We start from the raw sequence: 24,094 nt of genomic DNA, 5'->3' as shown, positions 1-24,094 counted from the left end.
TTTCCCCCTTTAGGTTTGCTTTTTCATTTCTTAGGATAACACACTGAGCAGGGCGTGTAACCCCCTGCATCCTTTAAAAGAATGGGATGGAGTGACAAACTCACCGTTCGACAAAAGGGTTTGTGGTAGCACTTACCCGTATCCGTGACAAAGACAACGTAGTCACTGGCATTATAAAAGCCACTCGCTGTCGCTTCGATGAATTCTTTTGCGGCGAGACTTTTTACTTCAAACGATTCACTGACGTGAACGTACTGACTTGATATGGCAGCGTTTAAGTCGGCCGGAGCGATGGGTTCGTCGTTTTCTCTCAAAATGTGTTCTGTAAAATGATCAAAAGCCTTAGCTTCTAAAATATACCCGTAGATAAAGGCAAAAAGTAAGCTAACTGCGATAAAAAAGACGAATATTCCAATACACGCTTCTGCACTAATCGATCCTCTTGACAAAGCTTAACCTCCCTTCAAAAATGCGAACGAAATCGATAGGAATGAGCTTTCCTTTGATGGTAATTTTTCTCTTTTCATGCGCTGCCGTATAGCAGTCGGAAAGCTTGATGTCGTAGTTTTCTTCAAGTGCCGTCTGTAAGTTATTAAAGTAGATGTTTTTCGGAATGACGACGAGTAAGAGCTTTAAGTATTCCTGATACTTAAGTCCCTTCGGGTAGTCGACAAAGCCTCCCTTAAAGATCTGAAAGCCGTGTTCTCCTTTATAGAGGGGTATCTCTCTTCGGTCAAAGATGTCGTCGATGTCAAAGAGTGACTCCCCTGCACTCAGGGTAAGCTGTTCAATGAGTGCGATCAGGGGATCACCAAAACTCACAGCAGCAATCTTTTCACGAATCAAAGGGTTAGAGAGTGTCTCTGCAAAGTTCATGATAAAGCGAACAGAGTAGAGCTCGGCCCCCACGACGACTTGCTGTAGCCCTTTATCTCGAATGCCGGTAAGAAGGAATTCACTTAAAAGCTTCTCCGGCTGCTCCTCCGTTCCAGAGTAACCGAGGTAACCTATGGCATAGTCTGCAAGTTCGTAATTTCCAATGAGATTTAGTGCATCGTACTTCTCTAGGGCATTTTTAAGATCCGTGTAGTGCTTACGAATGATGGGCTTTATGACAAAGACGGGACTGAGTTCCTTTAGACTCTCAAAGTCTAGCGCTTCCAAGCAGTCGATCACATAGTCGACGGGAGCCCCTTCGAGCTCGAGATAGGCTTTTGATGTGATGATCTTTACGAGAAAGTTTTCGAGCTTCATCTGGGGCACTTCTCCATTGAGTCCGCATTGAATGAGGTACTGAAGCTCATCATTGAGCCCTTGGACGTCAAGGATCGGAAGCTTTACCTTAAGCTTCTCTCGGGCAAACTCGTTTACGATGTCTTCTGTGAGCATGACACCATCTAACAGAAGCTTCTGATCCATGAGTTCTGTGATAGACCTCTCTAGAATCTTTCGATCGGATAGTGGATTTTCGTACTTCTCTGCACTCTTTGTCTGTACGGCAAAGATTCCCATCTCCTGAAAGAGGGGACGCTCAAAGGCACTCATGGCTTGATCGAGGTCTAAGTAGAGATTGGTCTTCTCCCTTTGAAAGCAAAACTTCACATACGCGTATTCAAAAAAGACACCACCTAAGATGATGATAAGTCCCGTGAGGATGAGGAGGAATACGCTTACTGCTCCCTTATCGTTTTTCTTTATGTAGTTTTTCAACGCGAATCTCATCGATCTTCTCCCAGAAAGCTTCTTCATAAACGACAATATCTCGATCCTTCGAAAGGAGCATCGCCTTCGATCGATCGAGCAGTATGAGAATGGTGCCTACTAATAGTAAAATGATGACCATAAATACAGTAAGTTCAACCGTAAACGAACCTCGTTCCATTTGAATTTCCTCCCCTTCTCCGTTATAATAATCACATGAATAAGATTCACACCCTCATAAGAACTCAATATCATACACTGAGTGATCCGCAAAAGCACATTGCAGATCTCTTTTTAGAAAACAGCAAAGAGCTTCTTTCGTACCGTCTAAGCGATGTGGCAGAACTCGCTCAAACGAGCGATACGACCGTGATGCGCTTTCTTCAAAAAATCGGCTTTAGCTCCTTTCGAATCTTTCGTTCGACGCTTGCTCAAGAGCTACTAGGAGATGATCCCAAAGAGAAGAAAGCTAGAATCCACATGTCCGATAGCCTAGATGAAGCGAGAAATAAGCTCATTCATCGAACGACCGATGCGCTTTTAGATCTTGAAAACTCGCTCGATCTCGAGGCCATCGAAATTCTTGCTGAAAAGATTTCTACGGCTTCTAGGGTTCTCATTCTAAGTACGGGTGCGAGTGCTCCTGTAGGTCTCGACTTTTTTAATAAAATCATTAAGCTCGGCCTTCCCGTGATCCGAACAGAAGATCCTCTCATCATGCGCTTAGCTTCCAATGCACTCGACGAAGACTCGCTTCTTCTCTGTATTCATCACTCGGGAGAGGGAAAGAATCTCATTGAAGCCTTAAAGAAAGCGAAAGCGAGAGGTGCCTTTGTCGCAAGCCTTACGAGCTTCACCCAGTCGAGCTTAGCCTCTCTTTCTGACCTCACCCTCTCTAGTTCCACCTACGACAGCCCTACGCAGAACTACGCCATGGTCTCTCGTATCGTTCAGCTTACCGTTTTAGATATCGTCTATGTCGCTCTCTTAAAGTGCTTAGGCGAACGAGGAAAAGAGATGCTTCAGCGCTTTACCTCCGTTGTTCAAGAAGAACGTCTATAAAAACTATAAAAGAAAAAGCCCTGTAACACTGTTACAGGGCTTCATTTTTCCTTAATGGATAAGTCCCTAAGGACATCTTCTAATAATTCTTCTGGGGTCCTCGTCGCATCTAGGACTACGATTCGTTCAGAGTCCTTTGCTATCTCTAGGTAGCCTCTTCTTACACTCTGATAAAAACTGATCTTCTCCTGATCCATTCGATTGACAGCACGTTCATTCTTTCTCACTCGCTCTAACCCCTGTTCTGGGTCGAGGTCGAGTAAGTAGGTCACCTCGGGAAGATTGCCTTCGATTGCTAGTTCATTGATGGCTATGACTTCTTTGACTCCTACTCCCCTACCATAGCCTTGATAAGCGATCGAACTATCGACAAAGCGATCCATGAGAACGGTCATCCCCTGTTCTAAGGCAGGAATCACCTTTTCTACTAAGTGCTGACGCCTAGCAGCTGCAAAGAGCAGGGCCTCTGTGAGTCCATCCATGGCTTTATTCTTATCATCTAAGATGATCTGTCGAATCTCCTCACTGATGGAGACACCACCCGGCTCTCTCGTAAGAAGGACTTTTTCTCCTCTCTCTTCGAGTGCCTTCTTAACAAGCTCTATGAGCGTACTTTTTCCCGAACCTTCTGTGCCTTCGAACGTGATCCAATGAATGCGTTTCATAAGCCCCCCTTGGACTTATTATATACGAAATGCGATTAAGCAGCACTCTTATCTTTTGGAACGAGACGCATCGTACCTAAGATCGTGATGACAAAGCAGATGAGTGCAACCGTCATAGCTGGAACGAAGTCGTTACTTGAAACGAAGAGCACGACCTTATTGATGAACGGAACGCTCATGATATTTAGAAGGATGCTTCTTACGAAAGGAATAAAGGCAATCATCGGTCCAAAGATATAGAATGAGCCTAAGGGGATCCAGAACCACTTCTCAAACTTGTAGCTTAAATAACCAATGAGTCCACTTCCAGCGACGCCACGAACGAGTAGTCCGATAAGAATAGCGATATTATTGACATCACCCAGCTCATTAAGGAGTATTTTAATAAAGTATCCATCGATCTTTTTGATCGTGAGTTCTAGGTATAAGATGCCTACGAGTAGTACAGCCATAACGACAGCAATGGCAACATTTGTAATGATCGTAGTAAAGAGGAATTGAGTTCGAGTCTTACTCGTACCGATGGAGATCGGAAAGACTTCAACAAACATTCCAATCCCTGTAACGAAGGTAGCGATACCTACGCCAATGATGAGTGCTGCACTGATGACTGGTCCCTTCAAGACAAACTGATTGAATGATGTCATATCTGGCTTTTCTGAGAGTGCCCTCACTAAACCATAGGTGACGATGAGAAATACGACATTAAATAGGAACGCGTACACAATGTTCTTTAAATATTTCTTCCCTTCATGTAGGGCGATCGCTTTATCTAGCATTGTTCTCTCCTTCTTGTGTTAGTAATACAAAAAGCTTCTGTAAGGAAATGGGTTGTTCAGTGACATTTTTACTTGATAGCAGTGCTCTCTCTTCTTCTGTCACACTACCTTCGATGTAAGCGATCTTACTCGAACCAAAGTGTTCTGTAGCTAGGACCTTCTTACCGTTTAGGAAAGAGTCGACATCTTCTGCTCTTCCTTGAATAGAACTGTACTGACTTAAGAGTTCACTCACTTCTCCTTGAATGAATTCCTTGGAGTTCTTAAGCATCACGACCTCTTCAAAGAGATTGGTCACTTCGTCGATTAAGTGCGTCGAAATGATAATGCAGCGTGGATGCTTTTCGTAGTCTTCTAAGAGCAGGTTATAGAAGTCATAGCGGTTCGCAGCATCTAGTCCGAGTGAAGGCTCATCAAAGAAGGTGTATGGGCTTCTTGAAGCGAGTCCGATGATAAAGCCGACCATCGTCTTATTACCACGAGATAAGGAAGAGTACTTCTTATTCGTAGGAATGTGGAAGAAGGTGACGAGACGTTCTTTAAATTCCTCATCCCAGTTGGGGTAGTACATCTTCGCATAATCTAAGATCTTTCCGACTTTGATGTTGACTCCAAAGCCACCCTCTTTCACCATGTTGACCTTGCTTCTTGCGTCAATGGAAGAAAATGGATTTTCTCCATCGATTAGGACGCTTCCGCTCGATGCAGGAATCTGAGTACTGATGATGTTTAATAAGGTGCTCTTACCGATGCCGTTACGACCTAGGAGGCCGTAGATCTTTTTATCGGCAAAGGTGAGGTTGATGTTTTCTAAGACTTTTTGATGTCCATAGGACTTATAAAGGTCTGTAATCTGAATCATTTTTTCCCTTTCTGAATATAATCTATGAGTTCTTCTTCTGAAATCTGAAGCCTTTTTGCTTCTTCTAGTAGCTGTGGTAGTAACGTCCGTTTAAACTCCTCTTTGCGCTTTTGAATGATTTTTTCCTTAGCTCCAGGTGATACGAACATACCGATTCCACGTTTCTTGTAAAGGATCCCTTCATCGACAAGCATGTTTATGCCTTTCAGTGCTGTAGCCGGATTGATCTGATAGAGTCTTGCAAATTGATTAGTCGACGGTGCTTGTTCCTCCTCTAAGAGGACATCTCTCAAAATGTCGTTTTCGATCAGATCGGACACTTGCTGATAAATGGACCGATCTTGATTTAATTCCATAGCCCCCTCCGTTCTTAAGTGGTTAACTACTTCTGTAACTAACCATATAATCAACCAACTAATTTGTCAACACTTTTTTTGAAAAAATTTAGAAAAAAAAGTGCACCTCTTTTCGAGATGCACCTTAAAGCTTGAAATTTAAACTGTTACGCGATCTTTAATCGCTAGGAAAACTAAGACAGCTACGAGAATATTGAGTCCTGCTCCTACAAAAAGTGGTAGAAGCATCGATACGTAGAGTCCCCATCCTGCTTTTGGAACGACCACGAGTGGCGTTACAAAGACGTTAATAATAAGACCGATGATGATAGCGAGGATGAGACCGAGTTTTCCCTTCTTTCCAAAGAGACCAAAGAAGTAGCCACAGAAGCCCATGCCCACTGCAATGAAAAGATGGATCGGCACGGTGAGAGGAAAGCCTGTGATACCTGCTGTTAGCATGTGGCCAAAGAAGCAGATGATTGCTCCTGGAATAGGTCCAATGATGAGGGCTCCTAAAAATCCTGGGGCAGAGTCAAAGGCTACCGTTCCTGTTGGACTCGGAATCTTAATGTAGCTTCCGACAGCACTTAGAGCGATGAAAATACCCATCAGTGCCAGCATCTTGGTTGACATTGTTCGTTTCATTTCTTCTCCTATGTAAGTTGTGAGTACTTCTTAGCACTCCCTGCACACTTCTCCACCGGATACTTCTTACCATTTTTCTCGATCTTCTCCAAACAGATTTCTCTGAAATCGAGACCCAGCACATCAACGAGCTGAAGTGTATACAGTAAGACATCGGCTATCTCTTCCCTGACAGCCTGAATGTCGTATCCTTGACTCCACTGAAAGTTCTCCAAGAGTTCTGCGGCTTCAATGATGACAGATTTTGCTAAGTTTTCGGGAGTGTGATATTGTTCCCAATCGCGCTCTCGATTGAATTTTCTTAACTTATCAATAATTTCTTCCATAATACCTCAAGTACCTAAATCTTTATAAGTACTTCATATCAATAATAAAGTTTACCTAGAAAAAAAACAACCCATTATGAACCATTTCTTTGCAAAAACACTATACAACAATTTTCAGAACGCCGAAGAAAACCGCATGAAACAACTTGGATATTTTAGGTACATTTATTAACATTATTACCACTTAACGTGCTTTTGTTAAATTATTTAATTTAATAGACGATAGAGCTCGAATAATTACATTTTGTATTGACTTTATGAGTCGCACCTGCTAATATGTAAAAAAATTACCATTTTAGTTCCGCAAATGGAACAAAATTTTCAAAGGAGGTTCAGATGAAACGGTCAATAACTAGATTACTCTGTCTCGTACTTATCACTGCTGTTTTCCTCACAGGGTGTGGCAAAACACAAATCGACGAAAAAACCAACGAACCCACACCACAAAGTGCCACTAACACGACTCAGGGCGAGTTTAAAGATACCATTAATATCGGCTTATTCACCTCCCCTACTGGAGTTTTTAACCCACTTTATGCCGACAGTGATTACGACATTATCGTGAATAATGTAGTATTCTCTACACTCCTAGAGTTGAATGACAAAAAGGAATTGATTCCTTGCTTGGCTGAGCGTTATGAAATTTCTCAAGACGGAAAAACCATTACGTTCTTCTTAAGAAAAGATGTCACTTGGCATGATAAGACTCCATTTACCGCAAAAGATGTCTACTTTACCTTTAATTCATTGGCACAGAAAGATTACTTAGGACCTTTATATGGAATCGTAAGCAATATGGTCGGTGCTAAGGATGTACGCGAAGGATTAAAGCCATCTATCGAAGGAATAAAACTAATCGACGATTACACAATTTCTTTTACATATGAAGAAGTTTACTCGCCAGGTTTAATTAGAATCGGAACCGAAGTCGGTATCGTTTCAGAAAATATTTGGTCAAAAGTTCCTATCAATCAGTGGAAAGAATCCACAGATCTTCTAAATAAGCCTATCGGAACGGGACCCTATGTATTCAAAGAATTTGTACCTGGGCAATTTGTTAAACTTGAAAGCAATCCGTCTTTCTTCCGTGGAGATGTTAAGACCAAAAACTTAATCTATCAAATTAAGAACCAGGAAACTGCAATAGCATCTTTAACCAACGGCGAAATTGATTTAGCCGATGTATCTAACTTCAAGCCACAAGATATTGAGCAACTCAAATCGAACAACCTAAACATCACTTCGTTCCCTGGAAAGAGTTATCAATACATGGGCTTCAATATGCGTCTTGACATATTCAAGTCTAAAGAATTAAGACAAGCTATCACGTATGCAATCGACAGAAAAACCGTGATTGATAAACTTATCGGTGGAAACGCAACACTTATTAATGCTCCTATGCTACCAAATACATGGCAGTATCCGAAAACTGGTTTAAATGAGTTTGAGTACAATCCAGAAAAAGCTAAAGAGCTTTTAAGCAGCCTCGGATATAGTGATTCAAACCAGGACGGTTTTGTTGATAAAGACGGAAAAAACTTGACACTAACTTTGAAGTATCCTATCGGAAACAAAATTCGTGAGCAATACGGCGCAATCATTCAGAAAAACCTTAAAGACGTCGGAATTGAAGTTGAGTTAAAATCAATGGAATTCTCTACTCTTTTAAGTGAAGCAATGGAAAACCACGAATTTGAAATGTATCTCATGGGAAGCTCTCTTTCACTTGACCCAGACCCAACGCCTTATTGGAGTTCATCTGCTGCTTCAGACGAAAAAGGAGTAGCAGCTTGGAATATTCCTGGCTATAGAAACAGCAAAGCAGACGAACTGATGGTTAATGGACTGAAAACAATTAATCAAGAAGAACGCGCTGCCATCTATCAGGAGTTTGCGGTGATGTTTAACGACGATCCGCCAGTCGTACTACTGTATGCTCCAAATATTACTAAAGCCTACAATCAAAAGCTGATGAACTATTCTCCCACAACATTCGTCGATTTTTACAACGTGCATGAATGGCAAATCGCTAAATAATTTTAAAAGCGGCGGGAATGACTCATTCCCGTCGCTTTTTTAGAAAGGAAAATAATAATGTGGGCATTTCTAGTCAAACGACTTTTGCAATCCCTTGTCATTTTACTCGCAGTTACTTTAGTTATCTTTACCCTGATTCATTTAGCCCCCGGAGATCCATTTATTCAATCTCTTAATCCAAATATCACTCCTGAGATGAGAGAGAAAATGTTGAACGATATAGGATACTATGACCCCGTCCATGTCCAATATTTCAAATGGATGACGCAAGCTCTAAAAGGTAACTTAGGATACTCAATAAAATACAACAAACCTGTTACCCAGGTAATTTCCGATTATCTTCCAAATACCATACTCCTTGGCATTGCATCCTTGATAGTGAGTCTTGTTATAGCAATACCAGCAGGTGTCTTTTCAGCAACCAGAAGAAATGGCGTTTTCGATTACATGGTCACAATATTTAGCTTCTTAGGGCTCTCTATTCCCGCCTTCTTTTTTGGATTGCTTCTAATTAAATGGCTCGCTTTCGATTGGAAGCTGCTTCCAACTTCTGGAATGGTGACAATAGGAGCAAACTTATCAGGGATTCCTCTACTTTTAGATATTGGGCGACATATGATTCTTCCGACTATAGTACTCTCCTTATTGCAAACCGCGACGTTCATGCGTTACACAAGAAGTTCGATGCTTGAGGTCATTGATCAAGACTATATCAGAACCGCTAGGGCAAAAGGAGTAAGTGAGCACAAAGTTATACATAAACACGCCCTCAGAAACGCCTTGATTTCAATAATCACTATATTCTCATTCTCAATCCCAACTGTCTTTTCAGGAGCAGTTTTAACGGAAACTATATTTGTTTGGCCAGGAATCGGACGAGTCAACTATGACGCAATTCTAGGAAGAGATTATCCACTCGTAATGGGGATTTTATTACTCATGGCGGTAATCATTCTATTATCAAATCTTTTAGCAGACATCTTATATGCTATCGCAGATCCTAAGATCCGCTATGATGAGGAGGTATGATGAAATCTGATGTTTTATCACCCAGACAAATCGCCTGGAGAAAGCTAAGAAACAATAAGTTAGCCTTATTCGGAATGGGAATACTCTTATTATTTGTTTTAGCAAGCATATTCGCCCCTCTCATTGCACCTTACAAAATCGACGACATCGATCTCTTCAACATTGAGTCAGCTCCTGGTGAAAATCATATTCTTGGAACTGACGATTTAGGAAGAGATGTGTTCTCGAGATTAATTTATGGAGGTCAAGTTTCTATTACAATCGGTATTTTAGCTTCATTAAGCCAAGTACTGATTGGAGTCCTAATAGGAGCGCTTGCTGGTTATTATGGTGGATGGTTAGATAACGTAATCATGCGAATAGTTGATACGATCATGTGCTTTCCATTTTTCATAGTAGCAATAGTAATGGCTGCTTTTGTAGGACCAAGCTTAAAAAATATTATCCTTATTATAGCCATCATTTACTGGACTAATGTCACCAGAATTGTTCGCGCTGAAGTTTTAAGCCTAAAAAAGCGCGAATTCATTGAAGCAGCCAAAGCTTTTGGATTAAATGATTTTGAAATTATTTTTAGACACATTATTCCTAATGTTTTGGCGCCTGTTACTGTATATGCTACATTAGCAATTGCCAATGGAATATTAACGGAAGCTGCTCTTAGCTTTTTAGGTTTAGGTGTTAAACCCAACGTTCCAAGTTGGGGAAATATGCTTGCAGCAGCTCAAAATTTGCGCATCCTTCAATACGAATGGTGGATGTGGGTGCCACCAGGAATAATGGTGTTACTAACTGTCTTATCCATCAATTTCGTTGGAGATGGACTTCGTGATGCACTGGATCCAAAACTTAAATTGTGAGGTATGAAATGAAAAACATCGTAACAATCGACAACTTATCTGTTCACTTTCATACTTTGGAAGGTATCGTACCAACCGTTGAAAATTTGTGTTTAGAAATAAAAGAAGGTGAAGTTTTAGGGTTGGTAGGTGAAAGCGGTAGCGGAAAAAGCGTAACTGGTCTGTCGATCATGGGACTATTACCAAAACCTCATGGATTTATCGCCAGTGGTTCAATTCAAGTGGACGGAATAGAAATAACTACTTTAAGCGAAAAACAGCTAGAACACATACGTGGTAAACAAATTGGTATGATTTTCCAAGAACCAATGACTTCATTGAACCCCGTTTTTCGAATTGGCGATCAAATCAGCGAAGTTTTAATGATCCACGAATCCCTTGATAAAGCTTCTTGCAAAGAGCGAGTAATAGAACTTCTAAAACTCGTAAAAATTCCTAACGCTGAAAAAGTTTATTCCGTTTATCCGCATCAATTATCTGGAGGAATGCGACAACGCGTGATGATCGCTATGGCTTTGGCTTGTGAGCCAAAACTCATTATTGCAGACGAGCCAACAACTGCTCTGGACGTCACAATTCAAGCTGAAATACTAGATATAATGCAATCACTAGTTGAGGAAAAAGGAATATCTATTCTATTCATTACTCACGACTTAAGCGTAATAGCTCAAGTTTCAGACCGTTTGGCTGTGATGTATGCAGGACAAATTGTTGAAATCGGCGAGAGCGAATCCGTTCTTAGAAATCCCCAGCATCCTTATACCAAAGGATTGATACAATCGCGTCCTGAAAATTTCGATCCTCAAAAAGGGTACGTCACAATTCAAGGAATGGTGCCAAGTAGATTTGATTCTATTAAAGGATGCCGTTTTTCTCCACGATGCCCTAATTGCAAAGAAATTTGTAGTACGGAAGCGCCTCAATTAGTGAATCTCACAGATCGTTCAGTGCGTTGTCATGAGGCTAAGGAGGATATTCATGGGTAAATTACTTGAAGTTCAACACTTGAAAAAGCGTTTTCCCATAAAGAAAGGCGTCTTTTCAAAAGTGTCTGGATATGTTCATGCAGTCAGAGACGTCTCATTTTCTTTAGAAACAGGTCGAATCTTAGGCATTGTCGGAGAATCAGGTTCCGGAAAAACAACAGTTGGAAAATGCTTAATTGGTCTGATCACTCCTAACGAAGGAAAAATCGTCTTTGACGGAAAAACTCTATTGGATAGTGAAAATGGAATTAGATTAAGTAATTCCGAGATGAATGATATTCGAAAAGATATGCAATTAGTGTTTCAAGATCCATTTGCTTGCTTAGATCCCAGAATGACAATTTTGGAAATCGTCACAGAAGGAATTAGAAAACATTTAAAGCTTTCAAAATCAGAACGTGTAGAAGAAGCAAAAAAACTTCTTAACCGGGTAGGTCTTGATGAAGGTGCTGTGTATAAGTACCCACATCAATTTTCAGGAGGGCAGCGCCAGAGAATAGGTATAGCTAGGGCCTTATCATTAAACCCAAAATTGATTATTTGTGATGAGCCAACCGCTGCACTGGACGTGTCAATTCAAAGTCAGATTTTGAATCTTATGCTTGATCTGAAAAAAAACAACGATCTATCATATATTTTCATTTCACATAATCTCTCAATCGTTGAGCATTTTTCGGATGATATTGCGGTTATGTATTGTGGAGAGATCGTCGAGAGCGGAACTACGAAAACTATTTTCTCTCGCACTGCGCATCCTTACTCTCTAGGGTTAATTCGTTCCGTTCCAGACTTTAATAGATCTCGAGGTCGGGTAAAATTGCAAATGACCGGTGAAATACCGTCCACTACAAACTTACCAAATGGTTGTGTTTTCCATCCCCGTTGCAAATACGCATCTGCATTTTGCGCTGAAAATCATCCCGAATTACGAGAAATCGAACCTAACCATTGGGTAGCATGCCACTTCGGAGAGAAGGTTTTAAATGACCATTAAAGAAACCATGAAAGAACGATACCCAACGATGACTTCAAGCGAGAAAAAAATCTATCGCCTAATTGCAGAGAATGCCACTTCATTTGCTCTTCAACCCATTGCTAAAGTTAAAGAAAAACTGGGGGTTTCGGCTTCTACTCTTGTCCGTTTTGCAAAAAATCTAGGATTTGAAGGATATTCTGATTTTCGCCGCACACTTCAAGAGGAAGAAATATTGCAATCATCTCCCACAAAGAGAATGCAAGAATTGATGAGTTCCCAACACGAGATTTCTGGCAGTGAAATGGCGATTCAGGAATGTGAATTCATTCAACAAATGATTTCAAAACTCGATCAAAAGGAATTTAATGAGTTCATTTCCGATATACTCCAAAGGCAGTGTTGCTATGTCGCCGGATGGAGAGAATCCGCTTTCTTAGCCGAGATATTATCGGACAGATTAAAGCTAGCAGGCGTTAATGTAAATCTGTTATATCGAAGGCATGCAGAATTCGCAGAAGGACTGTTTTCTTCTAAGGAGAACGATCTTTTGATCATCATAGATTATTTCCCCTACTCGAGTTCAATTCTTCAAGCAGCGAGGTACGCCAGCGAAAAAGGTCTTAAAATCGTTTTAATTACTGATCAACAAAAAAAGGAATTTGAAGAAATCGCTAATCTATGTTTTATTTGCACTTCCCGTACAGATTATTTTTTAAATTCAATGATCACAGCACTCTTTTTCATTAATTTAGTTACCAACGAATTAATAGAGAGAAAAAAAGATGTGTTTTTAAAGGTTCTTCAGGAACGCGAAAAAATCTACTCACACTCAGCGGAGGTTTACAGATGATTGTAGCAGATGCACATTTGGATTTAGCTTTTGACATTGTTCACAGAAGATCATATGGTCAACGACGAGTGCTCGAAAACATTTACCTACCACAGTTCAAACGTTCTAACCTGAAACTGGTGATTTCATCTATTTTCATTGAAAACAGATATCTTCCAGAGGCTGGATTGCGTGAAGCTCTTAAGCAAATGGAATCCCTTTTACAGGACATAGAAGAATGCAAAGACTTTGTGCTAGTAACAGATCAAACCTCCTTGAATGAGGTCTTGAACACAGAAAAAATCGGCATAGTTATTAGTTTTGAGGGAGCTGAACCCATTCACACAGACTTCGAACTTCTTAACACCTTTTACCGATTGGGTTTACGTGGTGTTGGTCTTGTATGGTCTCGACGAAACCAGATGGGCGAAGGTAGTGTATTATCAAATTCTCAACAAGAACCACAATACGGTCTTTCTCCTTTTGCAGAAAAAATAATTAGAAATTCCGGTGAAGGAGGTTACTTTATAGATCTAGCCCACTTAAATGCCAAAGGATTTTGGGACTCATTGAATCACCTCCAACACCCACCATTTGTTTCACACTCCTCGGTAGCAAAATTAAATCCTACTCCTCGAAACCTCACCGATGACCAAATCAAGGCTGTTATCGAAAAGGATGGGTTTATTGGCTTAAATGCAATGAATTTCACAATATCAGATGGAAATAACATTCCAGAGAACAACCATGGATATGCCATGCATCTACGACACATTGTAGAATTAGGTGGTGAAGATAATCTGGGTTTTGGATTTGATTTTAATGATCAGATACTGGAATACGTCCCCAAAGCAGAACTCGACCTTCTACCGAGACCAGCTTTCGATGTAGTTAAGGGATATAACGACGTACCTCAATTACTCAGCGTCCTTAAAGAGATAGGGCTTTCCGAAGTTCAAATAGAGAAAATCGCATCTAAAAATCTCATTCGTTTTCTAAGAAAGGTGTTACCCAAATGAAGATTACAGGAGCTAAAGTTCTAAATATTAAAACAGGTGAATTCGAGCAAAAAGACATTTATATCGATGGCGAACTTTTCGTCAACGAGCCTAACAACGAGGACTACATCGACTGTACTGGGTGCTATATTACTCCAGGGCTAATCGATGCACACTCTCACCTTGGAATGTGGGAAGAAAGCGTTGGAACAGAAGGGGCTGACGGGAACGAAATGACTGATCCTGTGACCCCCCACCTTAGATCAATTGACGGAATAAATCCGTTCGATGAAGCTTTTGAAGAAGCCCGTCGAGGTGGAGTAACAACTGTTTGTACTGGCCCTGGTAGCACAAACATTGTTGGAGGAAAATTCGCTATTATCGAGACGGCAGGAAATGTGATTGATGACATGGTCATTTCTCAATTTGCAGCAATGAAGTGCGCTTTCGGAGAAAATCCAAAGAGATACTACGGCGCAACAGGCAAGTTCCCAATGACAAGGATGGCGATAGCTGCGGAGTTAAGAAAGCTTTTAAACGAATCTAAAAGCTACTGGCTACAAAAGCAAGAAGATCCTCATACCCCCTGGAATGAAAAATACGAATCAATAATCCCTGTGTTGGAAAAACAAGTTCCTTTAAAAGCCCATGTTCACAGAGCGGATGATATTGCGACTGCGATTCGGATCGCTAAGGAGTACGATGTCAAACTTACATTAGATCATTGCACCGAAGGACACTTAATTAGCGAACACATAGCTAACAGCGGTTTCCCCACAATAATCGGTCCCACTTTTGGATTTAAAACCAAAGTAGAACTCAAAAACAAGTCATTTATAACACCTAAAGTATTAGCTGAAAAAGGCATTAAAATCGCATTGATGTGTGATCATCCCGTCCATCCTCAAGGGAGCTTAATTCTTTGGGCCGCTTTATCTGCAAAAGCAGGACTTCCAGTGGATGAAGCGTTTAGATCTGTAACAATAAACCCCGCTGAAATACTTGGAATCTCAGACATCAAAGGATCGATTTCTCCAGGTAAACATGCAGACCTTGTAGTTTGGGATAGACATCCATTTGACTTATTCGCAGAAGTTAATATAACCATGATTCGCGGTAACATCGTTTACAACAAATAGTTTGTTTTGAGTCCTTCCCCCCAAAATCGGGCTAGAGAGATAGGTACACTATTCGTTCCTTTCACTCTGGCCCGATTTTGCTAAGTAAAGACGCTTAATACACGATCCGTACTTCTATTCAGATTCATAAAAATCATCTTTTTCATGAAACACGATATTTCTTTGAATTCGATACATCAGCGTTAAAAATGGATATAGACTGCTTTTTTGGGAAAAAAACTCCGATTTCCCCCAAAAAAATAAAGCCCACCTTTTAAAGGCGGGCTCTAGAGAACTAGTTAGATCTTTCTATCCTCAATTGTCATTCCATGTTTCTTCGCATAGTTGGTTGTAAGAATAGCATAGATAACTGTAATGACACCAGCTAGGATGTAGCTATAGAGGAAGTCGCTTCTTCCAAGGAGCTTATCGAAGTTGAATCCGATAGAAGCATTGAGGATGAAGCTCGTTACGATAAAGGTGTAGAACATGCCAGGGATAAGTGATACGAGGCCGTTCTTGTTGTGGATCATGAGGTAAACCGTGATCATGGAGAGTGCAAAGATGGAGATGAATTGGTTCATGAATGCGAAGTATCTCCAGAGCACTGCGAATCCTGCTGGTTCGAGCTTTGCCCAAACGAGAATTAAAGCTACAGGAATGAAGATGGCAGTAGATACTGCAATACGTTTCTTCCAGCTAACTTGGTCGATGTTGAACTTCTCTGCGATGATCAAACGGCAAGCACGAAGTGCTGTGTCACCAGATGTGATAGGAAGTACGATAACGCCGATGATAGCGATAATAGCACCGATATTTCCAAGGAATTCGTGGCTTACAATACCGATCATCTGTGGAGCAGGTGTAGCAATGTCTGTTCCTGATCTAAAGAGGATCATAGCACCAGCTGCCCAGCACATTGCGATGAAGCCTTCAACGAGCATCATGTTAAAGAAAGTCTTACGTCCTTCTTTTTCGCTTGTCATAGAACGGCTAATAAGTGTTGCTTGGGTGGAGTGGAATCCTGAAAGGATACCGCACGCTACGGTGATAAAGAAGATCGGAATCCAAGGAAGACCTGTCTTATTTTGAGCTGCTAGGTTTGAGAAATCGACGTTTTCAAGTCCTGCTGGGTGCATGAGAACACCTACAAAGATACCTACTGCACTGAGTACGAGGAAGGCACCAAAGATAGGATAAATTCTACCGATGATCTGGTCGATTGGGAAGAGCGTTGCTGCAAGGTAGTAAATGAAGATTGCAGCATAGACGATCCATGTTGTTGGGTTTGCTGCAACAGCCTTTTGGTTCAATAGGTTTGCAACAATGAGGTCACCAGGCGTATAGATAAATACAGCACCAACAAGGAGCATGAGTACGAGGATGACGATGTCGTAGAATGCACGCGTCTTTTTACCGAGGTACTTTTGGATCATACGAGGCATCTGAGCACCTTCGTTACGAATGGAGATCATACCTGAGAAGTAGTCGTGCATACTTCCTGCGAGAACGTTACCGATCGGGATCGTTAGGAATGCAAGAGGTCCAAAGAGGATACCTTGGATCGGTCCAATGATAGGACCTGTTCCTGCGATGTTCAAGAGTTCGATAAGTGAGTTTTTCCACTGCTTCATGGGAACATAGTCTACGCCGTCTGTCATAGAGAGTGCTGGAGTTTGTCTATCATCTGGTCCAAAGACGGATTCGCAGTACTTTCCATAGAGTAAGCCGCCGACTACAAGAATGAGAATGCCGATAAGAAATGTAATCATATAAAAGTCCCTTTCCCGAGCGGTTGAGCCGTTCGAGCCCTTTCCATTGACTCTATCGATATTTTAAATCAAAGTAACAAGGTTTGCAATTGAATTCAATAAATAAGAATTTTCTTCTAATGTTGGCTAAAAGCCTTTATTTGCAAGGCTATAGCCTATTTATCACCACAATTTTATTAAAATATATTCTTATTATCAAACAAACTTTGCTGTTCGCGTAAAAATAGGCACTTCACATCGTGAAGTGCCTTCTTTTTTACAAAATCGTATTATTAGCATTAGTGAAAGTAATCAAAAACCGCCTGAGAAGCTCTAGAATCCATGCCACCGACAGCTTTTAAGTCATCGACAGTGGCCTCTCGAATGGCATCGATCGAACCAAAGTGCTGAAGAAGGGCGAGCTTTCTCTTGGGTCCTATAAAGGGCACCTCGTCGAGAATACTCTGAGCCAAGCTCTTTCCTCGAAGCTTTTGGTGGTAACTCAAAGCAAAGCGGTGAACCTCTTCCTGTACGCCATAGATAAAGCGGTAGAGATCGCTTGAAGGTTCGAGTGCAATCTCTTGTTCTTCATAAAAGAGCGCCTTCGTACGGTGCTTGTCGTCTTTTACCATACCGATGACGGGAATAGAAAGCTTTAGCTCCTCTAGTACCTCGAGTGCTGCATGAACCTGGTTCTTTCCACCGTCCATGAGAAGGAGGTCCGGAACCTTTCCAAAGCCTTCTTCTGCAATTCTTGAAAGGCGCCTTGTTAGAACTTCTTTCATGCTGTGGAAGTCGTCTGGTCCTTTCACGTGCTTTATTCGAAACTTTCTGTAGTCCGAGGGCTTCTTTTCAAAGCCTTCATAGACGACCATACTTCCTACACTCATTGCACCAAAGATGTTTGAGATGTCGTAGGCTTCGATACGGTCGATCGAATCGATCGAAAGGAGGGTCTGGAAAATGAGTTGTAGCTCTTCCTTTTCCCGCTCTTTCTTATCGATTCGTTCACTGAATTTTAAGAGGTACTCCTCGGCATTACGCTTCACGAGGTCAATGGTCTGCTTCTTTTCACCGAGCTTAGGAACGGTGAGTGTGATCTTTCTTCCCGTTAAGGTGTGGAAGTAGCTCTCTAACGCCTCGAGGTCCTCCCCAGCTTCTAACACGATCTCAGGAGGTACAAAGTTTGCTTCTTTGTAGTACTGAACGATAAATTCCTGAAGCATTTCGGCTTTTTCTTTTTCGATCGTATTTTCAATAATAAAATTCTGACGCTCTTGAAGCTTTCCTTCTCTTCGTTCAAAGACTGTAACGCAGACTCTCTCTCCCTTAGTCTCTAATGCGATGTAATCTCTCGTTCCGAGCTTCACATCGAGCATCTTCTGATAATGCGTCAAGTGTTCGACGCACTCGAGCTGATCTCTAAAGATAATCGCCTGTTCAAAGTCGAGTGCCCTTGAGGCTTCGTCGCGCTTTGTGGTGAGGGATTCTACGAGTGCTTTTCTATCACCCTTAAAGAACTCATGAATCTTTTCCATGAGTGCATCGTATTCCGTGGTGAGGTCCACTTTTCTACAAGGCCCGATGCACTGCCCCATGTGATAGTAGAGACACGGCCTTTTAATGGTCTCTAAAGGGACATCACAGCGCCTAATAGGATAGAGACTCTTTAGGGCATCTAGAACCATGTTTACGTCGTAATCGGACGTAAAGGGACCGTAGTGCTTATCCGTTCCTTCGACTTTACGCACCTTTTGAACCCTGGGGTACGTCTCCTTCGTAATGCGAACGAGCGGGTAACTCTTATCGTCCTTTAGAGCGATGTTGAACTTGGGCTGATTCTTTTTAATGAAGTTTGCTTCCAGGATAAGTGCTTCTGCTTCGCTCGTTACGATGATGTATTCAAACTCGACGGTGTTTACGACGAGTGCTTTGGTCTTATTCGGATGCTTGTCGACACCGTGAAAATAGGAAGAAAGGCGATTTTTTAACCTTTTCGCCTTTCCTACATAAATGATTTTTCCAAAGGCATCCTTCATGAGATAGACGCCTGGTTCCATCGGTACCGTCTTCAGTTGTTCTAGGATCGAATCACGAACCTTAAACATGGAAGTGTCTCCATAAGAAGTAAAGGATGAGTATTACGAAGAGTCCGATGCCTATGAAGAGCTCGAGATTCGGTTTCTTCTTCTCTTCTACCATCATCTCTTGAATCCACACGTTGTCGTCTAAGACCTGCTGGTATTCCTTCGATCGTTCTTTTTCATTCATGATGAAGTCGAGGGCTTCTTCTTGAACCTCGCGGTCACTTGTGGCCATGACTTCTTGTAAAAACGCCTGGTTTGCGATGACGTCACAGACATCACCGAGTTTTCCTTGTAAACCCTTTACAGTCTTTGCACGCTTCTTATAGGTCTGATTGATGTAATCACTAAAGATCTCGGAGATGTAGCGACTCTTTTTGACCTTTAGGCGCGTCGAGTGAATGTAGTGGAAATCGAACTCGTTGTAGCGAAGCATGCGTGCGACGACAAAGCGGAACCAGCCGTCTAAACGTCCACGAACGACATCTGACGTGTTCTCTGGAAGCTTCGTAAAATCTAGGGATCGTACGAAGAGGTCATAACCTGCTTCGACGTCAGCGGAAAACGATCCGCTCTCAATGAGCCTAAATACGCGCTGTTCCTCTTCTTTTCGTACCTTCTGTAGATGCGCTGTCAGCTTGTCGTCTTCTCCACCGTGCTTCTTTTTGTAAATATCTATGATGACGTCCGTCTCACGGAGCTTTGCAAGTTCTGCTGCTTTTTTTCGGAAGATGTCGTGCACGGCGAGATACGTCTCGAGTGGCATGGCCTTTTTTACAAGGCTAATGAGTGCACGAAAGGTTCGAATCGAGACGCGAAGTTGGTGCGGAGACTCTACGAGCGTGGGATCGTTTCGATAAAATTCGATGCGTTCACGGATGTAATCCATCGCTTCATCGACCTTCATGCGAAAGACAACCGGAAAGGGTCCATCCTTTTCACTCGGTGTAGGATCAAAGAGTTCCGGTTTAATGTAGACATCGACGATCTCTTTCAGACGTCTTTGCCACTTAAACTGTAGGTCTTCAAAGCAGGCGATGCGCTTTTCTTTCATGACGATTTCATGACCTAGTTCGGCCATAAATCCTGTCACGGTCTTACTCGTTCCAAGGACCATGAGAAGCTCTGTTTTAGAAGCTACATCGCGGATCGAAAAGTCGGGATGAACGTAGATGACATCCTTGGGTTCGATCTTAAGTGCCTGTTGAACCCACTCCGCTTCCTTTCTTAGTGACTTGTCGTCCTCTACGAGAAGTCGAAAGGTAGCCGCTTCTCCGATCGTGAGGAGAGAAACGTACTCTTCAATTTGAACTCTTGCTTTTTCAAGATCTGTTTGTCCAACTAAAAAATAAGTCTTCACTCGTTCCTTCTAAGTCCTTTCAGTAACTTAATCTCTTCAGCGTACCCTTCAATCTCATTTGGTGTCTCTAGGTTAAAGGGAAGGTGTGCTAAGAGAGGATGATTGATGATTCTTGTAAGTGCTTCAATACCGATATGACCTTGACCAATTTTTTCATGGCGGTCCTTATGGGCACCAATCGGATTCTTTGAGTCATTTAAGTGAATCGCTTTTAAGCGATCGAGTCCGACGACTTCATCGAAGTGCTTTAAGACGCCGTCTAAATCGTGGATGATGTCGTAGCCTGCTTCGTGCAGGTGACAGGTGTCGAGTAGAACACCGACGTGATCGCGATTTTCAACGCGCTCGATGATCGCTTGAAGTTCTTCGAAGCGACTACCAATTTCCGTTCCCTTTCCTGCCATACCCTCGAGTAAGACGTAGCCTTTAAAGTCGCGGTCTAGCGCTCGGTTTAAAATCTCTACGATGCGGTTAATACCTACCTCTACGCCATCACCAACGTGTGAACCGGGATGGAAGTTGTAGTAGATTTCTGGTAGGTCTTTTAGTTCTTCTAAGTCTTCTTCAAAGACGAGACCAGCAAATTGACGAACCTTTTCGTCCTTAGAAGCTGGGTTTAATGTATAGGGTGCATGTGCCACAAAGGGACCATAGCCCTTTGACGCTTCGAGAAAGGCTCCTAGATCATCAGGATCGATCGCCTTCTTTCCTGAACCGCGTGGGTTTCTCGAAAAATATTGGAAGGTGTTTGCGCCGATTCTTTCCATTTCGCTCAGCATATGGCGAAAGCCCTTAGAGCTTGAAAGATGGCAGCCGATTAGAAAATTCATAGTGACCTCATTTCTCGTTCTTTATTCTATCATACATCTTGTAAAATATCTTTTAGGTAGCTTCCTGTAAAACTTCCTTCAACGTGAGCTACTTCTTCCGGTGTGCCTTTGGCAATGATCGTTCCACCTTGGTCACCGCCCTCTGGACCGAGGTCGATGATGTAGTCGGCACTCTTAATGACATCGAGATTGTGCTCGATGACGACTAAGGTGTTTCCACTCTCTACGAGTCGATCGAGAACGCTAATGAGCATGTGGACGTCGGCCGTATGAAGTCCCGTCGTAGGTTCATCTAAGATGTAGAGCGTATCGCCGGTCTGAACCTTTGAAAGTTCTGCTGCGAGCTTAATACGCTGTGCCTCTCCACCCGAAAGCTGTGTTGAGGGCTGACCGAGCTTAATGTAACCGAGTCCTACGTCCTTAAGGGTTTGAAGCTTTCTCTTCATCGGCTCATGAACGCTAAAGAATTCTAACGCTTCATCGACCGTCATCTCAAGGACCTCATAGATGTTCTTTCCCTTGTAGCGAACTTCTAGTGTCTCTCTATTATAACGCTTTCCCTTACAAGTCTCACAGTTGACGTAGACGTCAGGAAGGAAATTCATCTCAATTTTTATAATACCGTCACCTGAACACGCTTCACAGCGTCCTCCCTTTACATTAAAGGAGAAGCGTCCCTTGGTGAACCCGCGCATGTTACTTTCAGGAAGTGAGGCGAACAGATCACGAATGTGATCGAAGAGCTTCGTATAGGTTGCTGGGTTACTTCGAGGCGTGCGGCCAATCGGAGACTGATCGATATTTATAACCTTTCGAATGCCTTCCCAGCCCGTTAGTAATTTATGCTTACCAGCTTTGATCGAAAAGTTTTTATAGACGTTTCTATACATCTGCTGATAGAGGATGTCGTTAATGAGCGTGCTCTTACCAGAGCCGCTGACGCCTGTAACAGCTGTAAAGATCCCGAGTGGAATCTTGACATCGACCGACTGGAGGTTGTTCTCTTCTGCTCCTTCGATCGTGATCCACTTCTCTGCTTTTCTTCGCTTTTCAGGAACGGGAATCCACTTCTTATGGGAAAGATACTGCGCTGTAATGGATTCTTCGACCTTAAGAACCTCTTCTACAGGACCACTCGCTACGACGTAACCACCCTTTTCACCGGCTCCTGGGCCGATGTCTACGAGATAGTCTGCACTTCTCATGGTCTCTTCGTCGTGCTCTACAACTAGGAGCGTATTACCGAGATCTACGAGGTGTCTTAGTGTCATTAAAAGCTTGGCGTTATCGCGCTGATGAAGTCCAATCGAAGGCTCGTCTAAGATGTAGAGTACACCCATGAGTCCGGAACCAATTTGTGTCGCGAGGCGAATGCGCTGGGCTTCTCCACCAGAGAGCGAGGCACTCTGTCTTGAAAGCGTGAGATAGCCGAGACCGACATCGAGTAAGAACTTAAGTCTCGCCTTAATCTCTTTTACGATGAGCTCTGCGATCTTTGCCTTTTGCGTAGGAAGCTCCAAAGATTCAAAAAATTTCATGCACTCTTTAATGCTAAGCTTTGTGAGTTCCATGATGTTTTTATCTTGAATCGTAACGGCTAAGACTTCGTCTTTTAAGCGGTCGCCTCCGCAGTGAGGACAAGGCGTTTGAGACATGAAGCCTTCAATCCATTCTTTAATGTAAGAGGAGGTCGTCTCAAAGTAACGACGCTTTAAGTTATTGATGACGCCTTCGTAGCGACTGCGCATCACTTTCTTACCGTATTTTGTCGATTCATAGACGATTTCAATCTCTTCTCCGGCATCGCCGTAGAGTAAGCGATTGAACATCTCATCGCTAAAGTCTTTTAAAGGCGTATCCATGGTATAGGGACTGCCCTTTAAAAGCCCCTTTAGCATGCCACTATAAAAAGAGGAGTCCTGCGCATTTTTAAAAGGAAGAATACCTCCTTCGTTAATGCTAAGGTTTCTATCGGGAATGACGAGCTCGGGGTCGATCTCTTGTAAGAAGCCCAGTCCCTTACACTCGGGACAAGCACCGAAGGGACTGTTGAAGGAGAACATTCTGGGTTCCATCTCTTCGATCCCTAGGCCGTGTTCTGGACAGCTAAAGGACATGTTGAAGATCTTTTCTTCACCACCGACAATCTGTATTTTTAGCTGACTTTCTTCAAGACCTAGCGCCGTGTCGATCGAATCGGCAAGACGTCTTTCGATCCCCTCTTTCATGACGAGACGGTCTACGACGACTTCAATCGAGTGCTTTTTATTCTTTTCGAGACTGATCTTATCGGTCATGAGATCAAAGATCTCACCATCGACTCGAACGCGACCATAGCCCGACTTCTTTAGGGCATCAAAGACCTTTTGATGCGTACCCTTTTGACCGCGAATGACGGGGGCTAGGACGATGAGCTTTGTTCCCTCTTCGAGTGCCATGACCTTATCGACGACTTCATCGACGTTGGTAGGTTCAATGACACTTCGGCAGATGGGACAGTGAGGTGTACCTACACGAGCGTACAGAAGCCTTAGGTAGTCGTAGATTTCAGTAATCGTTCCTACGGTACTACGAGGGTTTTTACTCGTCGTCTTTTGATCGATCGAGATGGCAGGTGAAAGGCCTTCAATCGATTCGACGTTGGGCTTTTCCATCTGTCCTAAAAACTGTCTCGCGTAAGCCGAAAGACTTTCTACGTAGCGCCTCTGTCCCTCGGCATAGATCGTATCGAAGGCTAGCGAGCTCTTTCCTGATCCACTGAGTCCTGTGATAACGATAAAGCGATCTCTCGGTAAAGAGAGATCGATGTTTTTTAGATTGTGCTCTTTTGCACCTTTAATACGAATAAAATCTTGCAT

General features: G+C 42.5%; 23 protein-coding genes. 9 read left to right on the top strand and 14 right to left on the bottom strand.

The window, feature by feature from the left end:
- Positions 1 to 23: 23 nt before the first annotated feature.
- Genes ACUB3H_RS05040 through ACUB3H_RS05030 form a run of 3 tightly spaced genes read right to left on the bottom strand, consistent with a single transcriptional unit; the run spans position 24 to position 1,882 of the window.
- The gene (locus ACUB3H_RS05040; protein ID WP_459129571.1) at positions 24 to 449 is read right to left on the bottom strand and encodes a hypothetical protein; all 426 of its coding nucleotides are present in this window, start codon (positions 447 to 449) and stop codon (positions 24 to 26) included.
- Complete coding sequence (locus ACUB3H_RS05035; protein ID WP_459129570.1) at positions 430 to 1,722, bottom strand: hypothetical protein; 1,293 nt, start codon at positions 1,720 to 1,722, stop codon at positions 430 to 432. The genes ACUB3H_RS05040 and ACUB3H_RS05035 overlap by 20 nt, the downstream gene beginning before the upstream one ends.
- Positions 1,682 to 1,882 (bottom strand): hypothetical protein, encoded by a 201-nt coding sequence (locus ACUB3H_RS05030; RefSeq protein ID WP_459129569.1) that lies wholly within the window; start codon positions 1,880 to 1,882, stop codon positions 1,682 to 1,684. The genes ACUB3H_RS05035 and ACUB3H_RS05030 overlap by 41 nt, the downstream gene beginning before the upstream one ends.
- Before the next feature lie 35 nt (positions 1,883 to 1,917).
- On the opposite strand from ACUB3H_RS05030, the gene ACUB3H_RS05025 reads away from it, so the two are divergent.
- Entirely contained in the window at positions 1,918 to 2,763 is an 846-nt protein-coding gene (locus ACUB3H_RS05025; RefSeq protein ID WP_459129568.1) for a MurR/RpiR family transcriptional regulator, read from the top strand.
- A gap of 41 nt (positions 2,764 to 2,804) precedes the next feature.
- Here ACUB3H_RS05025 and tmk read toward each other — a convergent pair whose 3' ends face one another.
- The 6 genes from tmk to ACUB3H_RS04995 form a co-directional block, all read right to left on the bottom strand.
- Positions 2,805 to 3,428: a dTMP kinase gene (tmk, locus tag ACUB3H_RS05020; RefSeq protein WP_459129567.1), complete on the bottom strand. Its 624-nt coding sequence runs from the start codon at positions 3,426 to 3,428 to the stop codon at positions 2,805 to 2,807.
- Between the two features lie 35 nt (positions 3,429 to 3,463).
- The gene (locus tag ACUB3H_RS05015; protein ID WP_459129566.1) at positions 3,464 to 4,207 is read right to left on the bottom strand and encodes a hypothetical protein; all 744 of its coding nucleotides are present in this window, start codon (positions 4,205 to 4,207) and stop codon (positions 3,464 to 3,466) included.
- Positions 4,197 to 5,069 carry an ATP-binding cassette domain-containing protein gene (locus tag ACUB3H_RS05010; protein WP_459129565.1) on the bottom strand — a complete coding sequence of 291 codons (873 nt, stop codon included), beginning with the start codon at positions 5,067 to 5,069 and terminating at the stop codon, positions 4,197 to 4,199. Before ACUB3H_RS05010 ends, ACUB3H_RS05015 begins: the two co-directional genes overlap by 11 nt.
- A complete protein-coding gene (locus ACUB3H_RS05005) occupies positions 5,066 to 5,425 on the bottom strand; it encodes a GntR family transcriptional regulator (RefSeq protein ID WP_459129564.1) in 360 nt (119 codons plus the stop codon). Before ACUB3H_RS05005 ends, ACUB3H_RS05010 begins: the two co-directional genes overlap by 4 nt.
- 138 nt (positions 5,426 to 5,563) lie before the next feature.
- Complete coding sequence (locus tag ACUB3H_RS05000) at positions 5,564 to 6,052, bottom strand: ECF transporter S component (protein ID WP_459129563.1); 489 nt, start codon at positions 6,050 to 6,052, stop codon at positions 5,564 to 5,566.
- 8 nt (positions 6,053 to 6,060) lie between these two features.
- Positions 6,061 to 6,378 (bottom strand): nucleotide pyrophosphohydrolase, encoded by a 318-nt coding sequence (locus ACUB3H_RS04995; RefSeq protein ID WP_459129562.1) that lies wholly within the window; start codon positions 6,376 to 6,378, stop codon positions 6,061 to 6,063.
- A 336-nt stretch (positions 6,379 to 6,714) separates the two neighbouring features.
- On the opposite strand from ACUB3H_RS04995, the gene ACUB3H_RS04990 reads away from it, so the two are divergent.
- From ACUB3H_RS04990 to ACUB3H_RS04955, 8 genes are read left to right on the top strand one after another with little or no spacing between them, the layout of a single operon-like run.
- A complete protein-coding gene (locus ACUB3H_RS04990) occupies positions 6,715 to 8,415 on the top strand; it encodes an ABC transporter substrate-binding protein (RefSeq protein ID WP_459129561.1) in 1,701 nt (566 codons plus the stop codon).
- A gap of 57 nt (positions 8,416 to 8,472) precedes the next feature.
- The gene (locus ACUB3H_RS04985; protein WP_459129560.1) at positions 8,473 to 9,444 is read left to right on the top strand and encodes an ABC transporter permease; all 972 of its coding nucleotides are present in this window, start codon (positions 8,473 to 8,475) and stop codon (positions 9,442 to 9,444) included.
- Positions 9,441 to 10,304 (top strand): oligopeptide ABC transporter permease, encoded by an 864-nt coding sequence (gene opp4C, locus ACUB3H_RS04980; RefSeq protein WP_459129559.1) that lies wholly within the window; start codon positions 9,441 to 9,443, stop codon positions 10,302 to 10,304. Before ACUB3H_RS04985 ends, opp4C begins: the two co-directional genes overlap by 4 nt.
- Before the next feature lie 8 nt (positions 10,305 to 10,312).
- Positions 10,313 to 11,290, top strand: a complete 978-nt coding sequence (locus ACUB3H_RS04975) for an ABC transporter ATP-binding protein (protein WP_459129558.1) — start codon at positions 10,313 to 10,315, stop codon at positions 11,288 to 11,290.
- Positions 11,283 to 12,284: an ABC transporter ATP-binding protein gene (locus tag ACUB3H_RS04970; protein WP_459129557.1), complete on the top strand. Its 1,002-nt coding sequence runs from the start codon at positions 11,283 to 11,285 to the stop codon at positions 12,282 to 12,284. The genes ACUB3H_RS04975 and ACUB3H_RS04970 overlap by 8 nt, the downstream gene beginning before the upstream one ends.
- Entirely contained in the window at positions 12,274 to 13,116 is an 843-nt protein-coding gene (locus ACUB3H_RS04965) for a MurR/RpiR family transcriptional regulator (protein ID WP_459129556.1), read from the top strand. The genes ACUB3H_RS04970 and ACUB3H_RS04965 overlap by 11 nt, the downstream gene beginning before the upstream one ends.
- Positions 13,113 to 14,114 (top strand): dipeptidase, encoded by a 1,002-nt coding sequence (locus ACUB3H_RS04960; RefSeq protein ID WP_459129555.1) that lies wholly within the window; start codon positions 13,113 to 13,115, stop codon positions 14,112 to 14,114. Before ACUB3H_RS04965 ends, ACUB3H_RS04960 begins: the two co-directional genes overlap by 4 nt.
- Positions 14,111 to 15,232 carry an amidohydrolase gene (locus ACUB3H_RS04955; RefSeq protein ID WP_459129554.1) on the top strand — a complete coding sequence of 374 codons (1,122 nt, stop codon included), beginning with the start codon at positions 14,111 to 14,113 and terminating at the stop codon, positions 15,230 to 15,232. Before ACUB3H_RS04960 ends, ACUB3H_RS04955 begins: the two co-directional genes overlap by 4 nt.
- Before the next feature lie 278 nt (positions 15,233 to 15,510).
- Here the strand turns inward: ACUB3H_RS04955 and ACUB3H_RS04950 are convergent, their stop codons facing one another.
- The 5 genes from ACUB3H_RS04950 to uvrA all read right to left on the bottom strand — a co-directional run bounded on the left by ACUB3H_RS04950 (position 15,511) and on the right by uvrA (position 24,094).
- Positions 15,511 to 16,983, bottom strand: coding sequence for a carbon starvation CstA family protein (locus ACUB3H_RS04950; protein WP_459129553.1), 1,473 nt, complete (start codon positions 16,981 to 16,983; stop codon positions 15,511 to 15,513).
- 278 nt (positions 16,984 to 17,261) lie between these two features.
- The gene (gene uvrC, locus ACUB3H_RS04945) at positions 17,262 to 19,070 is read right to left on the bottom strand and encodes an excinuclease ABC subunit UvrC (RefSeq protein ID WP_459129552.1); all 1,809 of its coding nucleotides are present in this window, start codon (positions 19,068 to 19,070) and stop codon (positions 17,262 to 17,264) included.
- The gene (locus tag ACUB3H_RS04940) at positions 19,063 to 20,406 is read right to left on the bottom strand and encodes a CHAD domain-containing protein (RefSeq protein WP_459129551.1); all 1,344 of its coding nucleotides are present in this window, start codon (positions 20,404 to 20,406) and stop codon (positions 19,063 to 19,065) included. The genes uvrC and ACUB3H_RS04940 overlap by 8 nt, the downstream gene beginning before the upstream one ends.
- Complete coding sequence (locus ACUB3H_RS04935; protein WP_459129550.1) at positions 20,403 to 21,236, bottom strand: deoxyribonuclease IV; 834 nt, start codon at positions 21,234 to 21,236, stop codon at positions 20,403 to 20,405. Before ACUB3H_RS04935 ends, ACUB3H_RS04940 begins: the two co-directional genes overlap by 4 nt.
- 29 nt (positions 21,237 to 21,265) lie before the next feature.
- Positions 21,266 to 24,094, bottom strand: coding sequence for an excinuclease ABC subunit UvrA (gene uvrA, locus ACUB3H_RS04930; RefSeq protein ID WP_459129549.1), 2,829 nt, complete (start codon positions 24,092 to 24,094; stop codon positions 21,266 to 21,268).

The sequence above is a fragment of the Guggenheimella bovis genome, from assembly GCF_054492335.1.
The sequence above is the reverse complement of the archived record's forward strand: the minus strand, read 5'-3'. Positions and strand labels throughout refer to the sequence as shown.

Excerpts from the sequence above, each read along its gene's own strand:
- ACUB3H_RS04975 (WP_459129558.1), top strand. The coding sequence starts at position 10,313 with ATGAAAAACATCGTAACAATCGACAACTTATCTGTTCACTTTCATACT.
- ACUB3H_RS04985 (WP_459129560.1), top strand. The coding sequence starts at position 8,473 with ATGTGGGCATTTCTAGTCAAACGACTTTTGCAATCCCTTGTCATTTTA.
- ACUB3H_RS04970 (WP_459129557.1), top strand. The coding sequence starts at position 11,283 with ATGGGTAAATTACTTGAAGTTCAACACTTGAAAAAGCGTTTTCCCATA.
- ACUB3H_RS05010 (WP_459129565.1), bottom strand. The coding sequence starts at position 5,069 with ATGATTCAGATTACAGACCTTTATAAGTCCTATGGACATCAAAAAGTC.
- uvrC (WP_459129552.1), bottom strand. The coding sequence starts at position 19,070 with ATGTTTAAGGTTCGTGATTCGATCCTAGAACAACTGAAGACGGTACCG.
- ACUB3H_RS05035 (WP_459129570.1), bottom strand. The coding sequence starts at position 1,722 with ATGAGATTCGCGTTGAAAAACTACATAAAGAAAAACGATAAGGGAGCA.
- ACUB3H_RS05030 (WP_459129569.1), bottom strand. The coding sequence starts at position 1,882 with ATGGAACGAGGTTCGTTTACGGTTGAACTTACTGTATTTATGGTCATC.
- ACUB3H_RS04960 (WP_459129555.1), top strand. The coding sequence starts at position 13,113 with ATGATTGTAGCAGATGCACATTTGGATTTAGCTTTTGACATTGTTCAC.
- ACUB3H_RS05005 (WP_459129564.1), bottom strand. The coding sequence starts at position 5,425 with ATGGAATTAAATCAAGATCGGTCCATTTATCAGCAAGTGTCCGATCTG.
- ACUB3H_RS04935 (WP_459129550.1), bottom strand. The coding sequence starts at position 21,236 with ATGAATTTTCTAATCGGCTGCCATCTTTCAAGCTCTAAGGGCTTTCGC.
- ACUB3H_RS05000 (WP_459129563.1), bottom strand. The coding sequence starts at position 6,052 with ATGAAACGAACAATGTCAACCAAGATGCTGGCACTGATGGGTATTTTC.
- uvrA (WP_459129549.1), bottom strand. The coding sequence starts at position 24,094 with ATGCAAGATTTTATTCGTATTAAAGGTGCAAAAGAGCACAATCTAAAA.
- ACUB3H_RS04990 (WP_459129561.1), top strand. The coding sequence starts at position 6,715 with ATGAAACGGTCAATAACTAGATTACTCTGTCTCGTACTTATCACTGCT.
- ACUB3H_RS04995 (WP_459129562.1), bottom strand. The coding sequence starts at position 6,378 with ATGGAAGAAATTATTGATAAGTTAAGAAAATTCAATCGAGAGCGCGAT.
- ACUB3H_RS05025 (WP_459129568.1), top strand. The coding sequence starts at position 1,918 with ATGAATAAGATTCACACCCTCATAAGAACTCAATATCATACACTGAGT.
- ACUB3H_RS04955 (WP_459129554.1), top strand. The coding sequence starts at position 14,111 with ATGAAGATTACAGGAGCTAAAGTTCTAAATATTAAAACAGGTGAATTC.
- opp4C (WP_459129559.1), top strand. The coding sequence starts at position 9,441 with ATGATGAAATCTGATGTTTTATCACCCAGACAAATCGCCTGGAGAAAG.
- ACUB3H_RS04950 (WP_459129553.1), bottom strand. The coding sequence starts at position 16,983 with ATGATTACATTTCTTATCGGCATTCTCATTCTTGTAGTCGGCGGCTTA.
- ACUB3H_RS05015 (WP_459129566.1), bottom strand. The coding sequence starts at position 4,207 with ATGCTAGATAAAGCGATCGCCCTACATGAAGGGAAGAAATATTTAAAG.
- tmk (WP_459129567.1), bottom strand. The coding sequence starts at position 3,428 with ATGAAACGCATTCATTGGATCACGTTCGAAGGCACAGAAGGTTCGGGA.
- ACUB3H_RS04965 (WP_459129556.1), top strand. The coding sequence starts at position 12,274 with ATGACCATTAAAGAAACCATGAAAGAACGATACCCAACGATGACTTCA.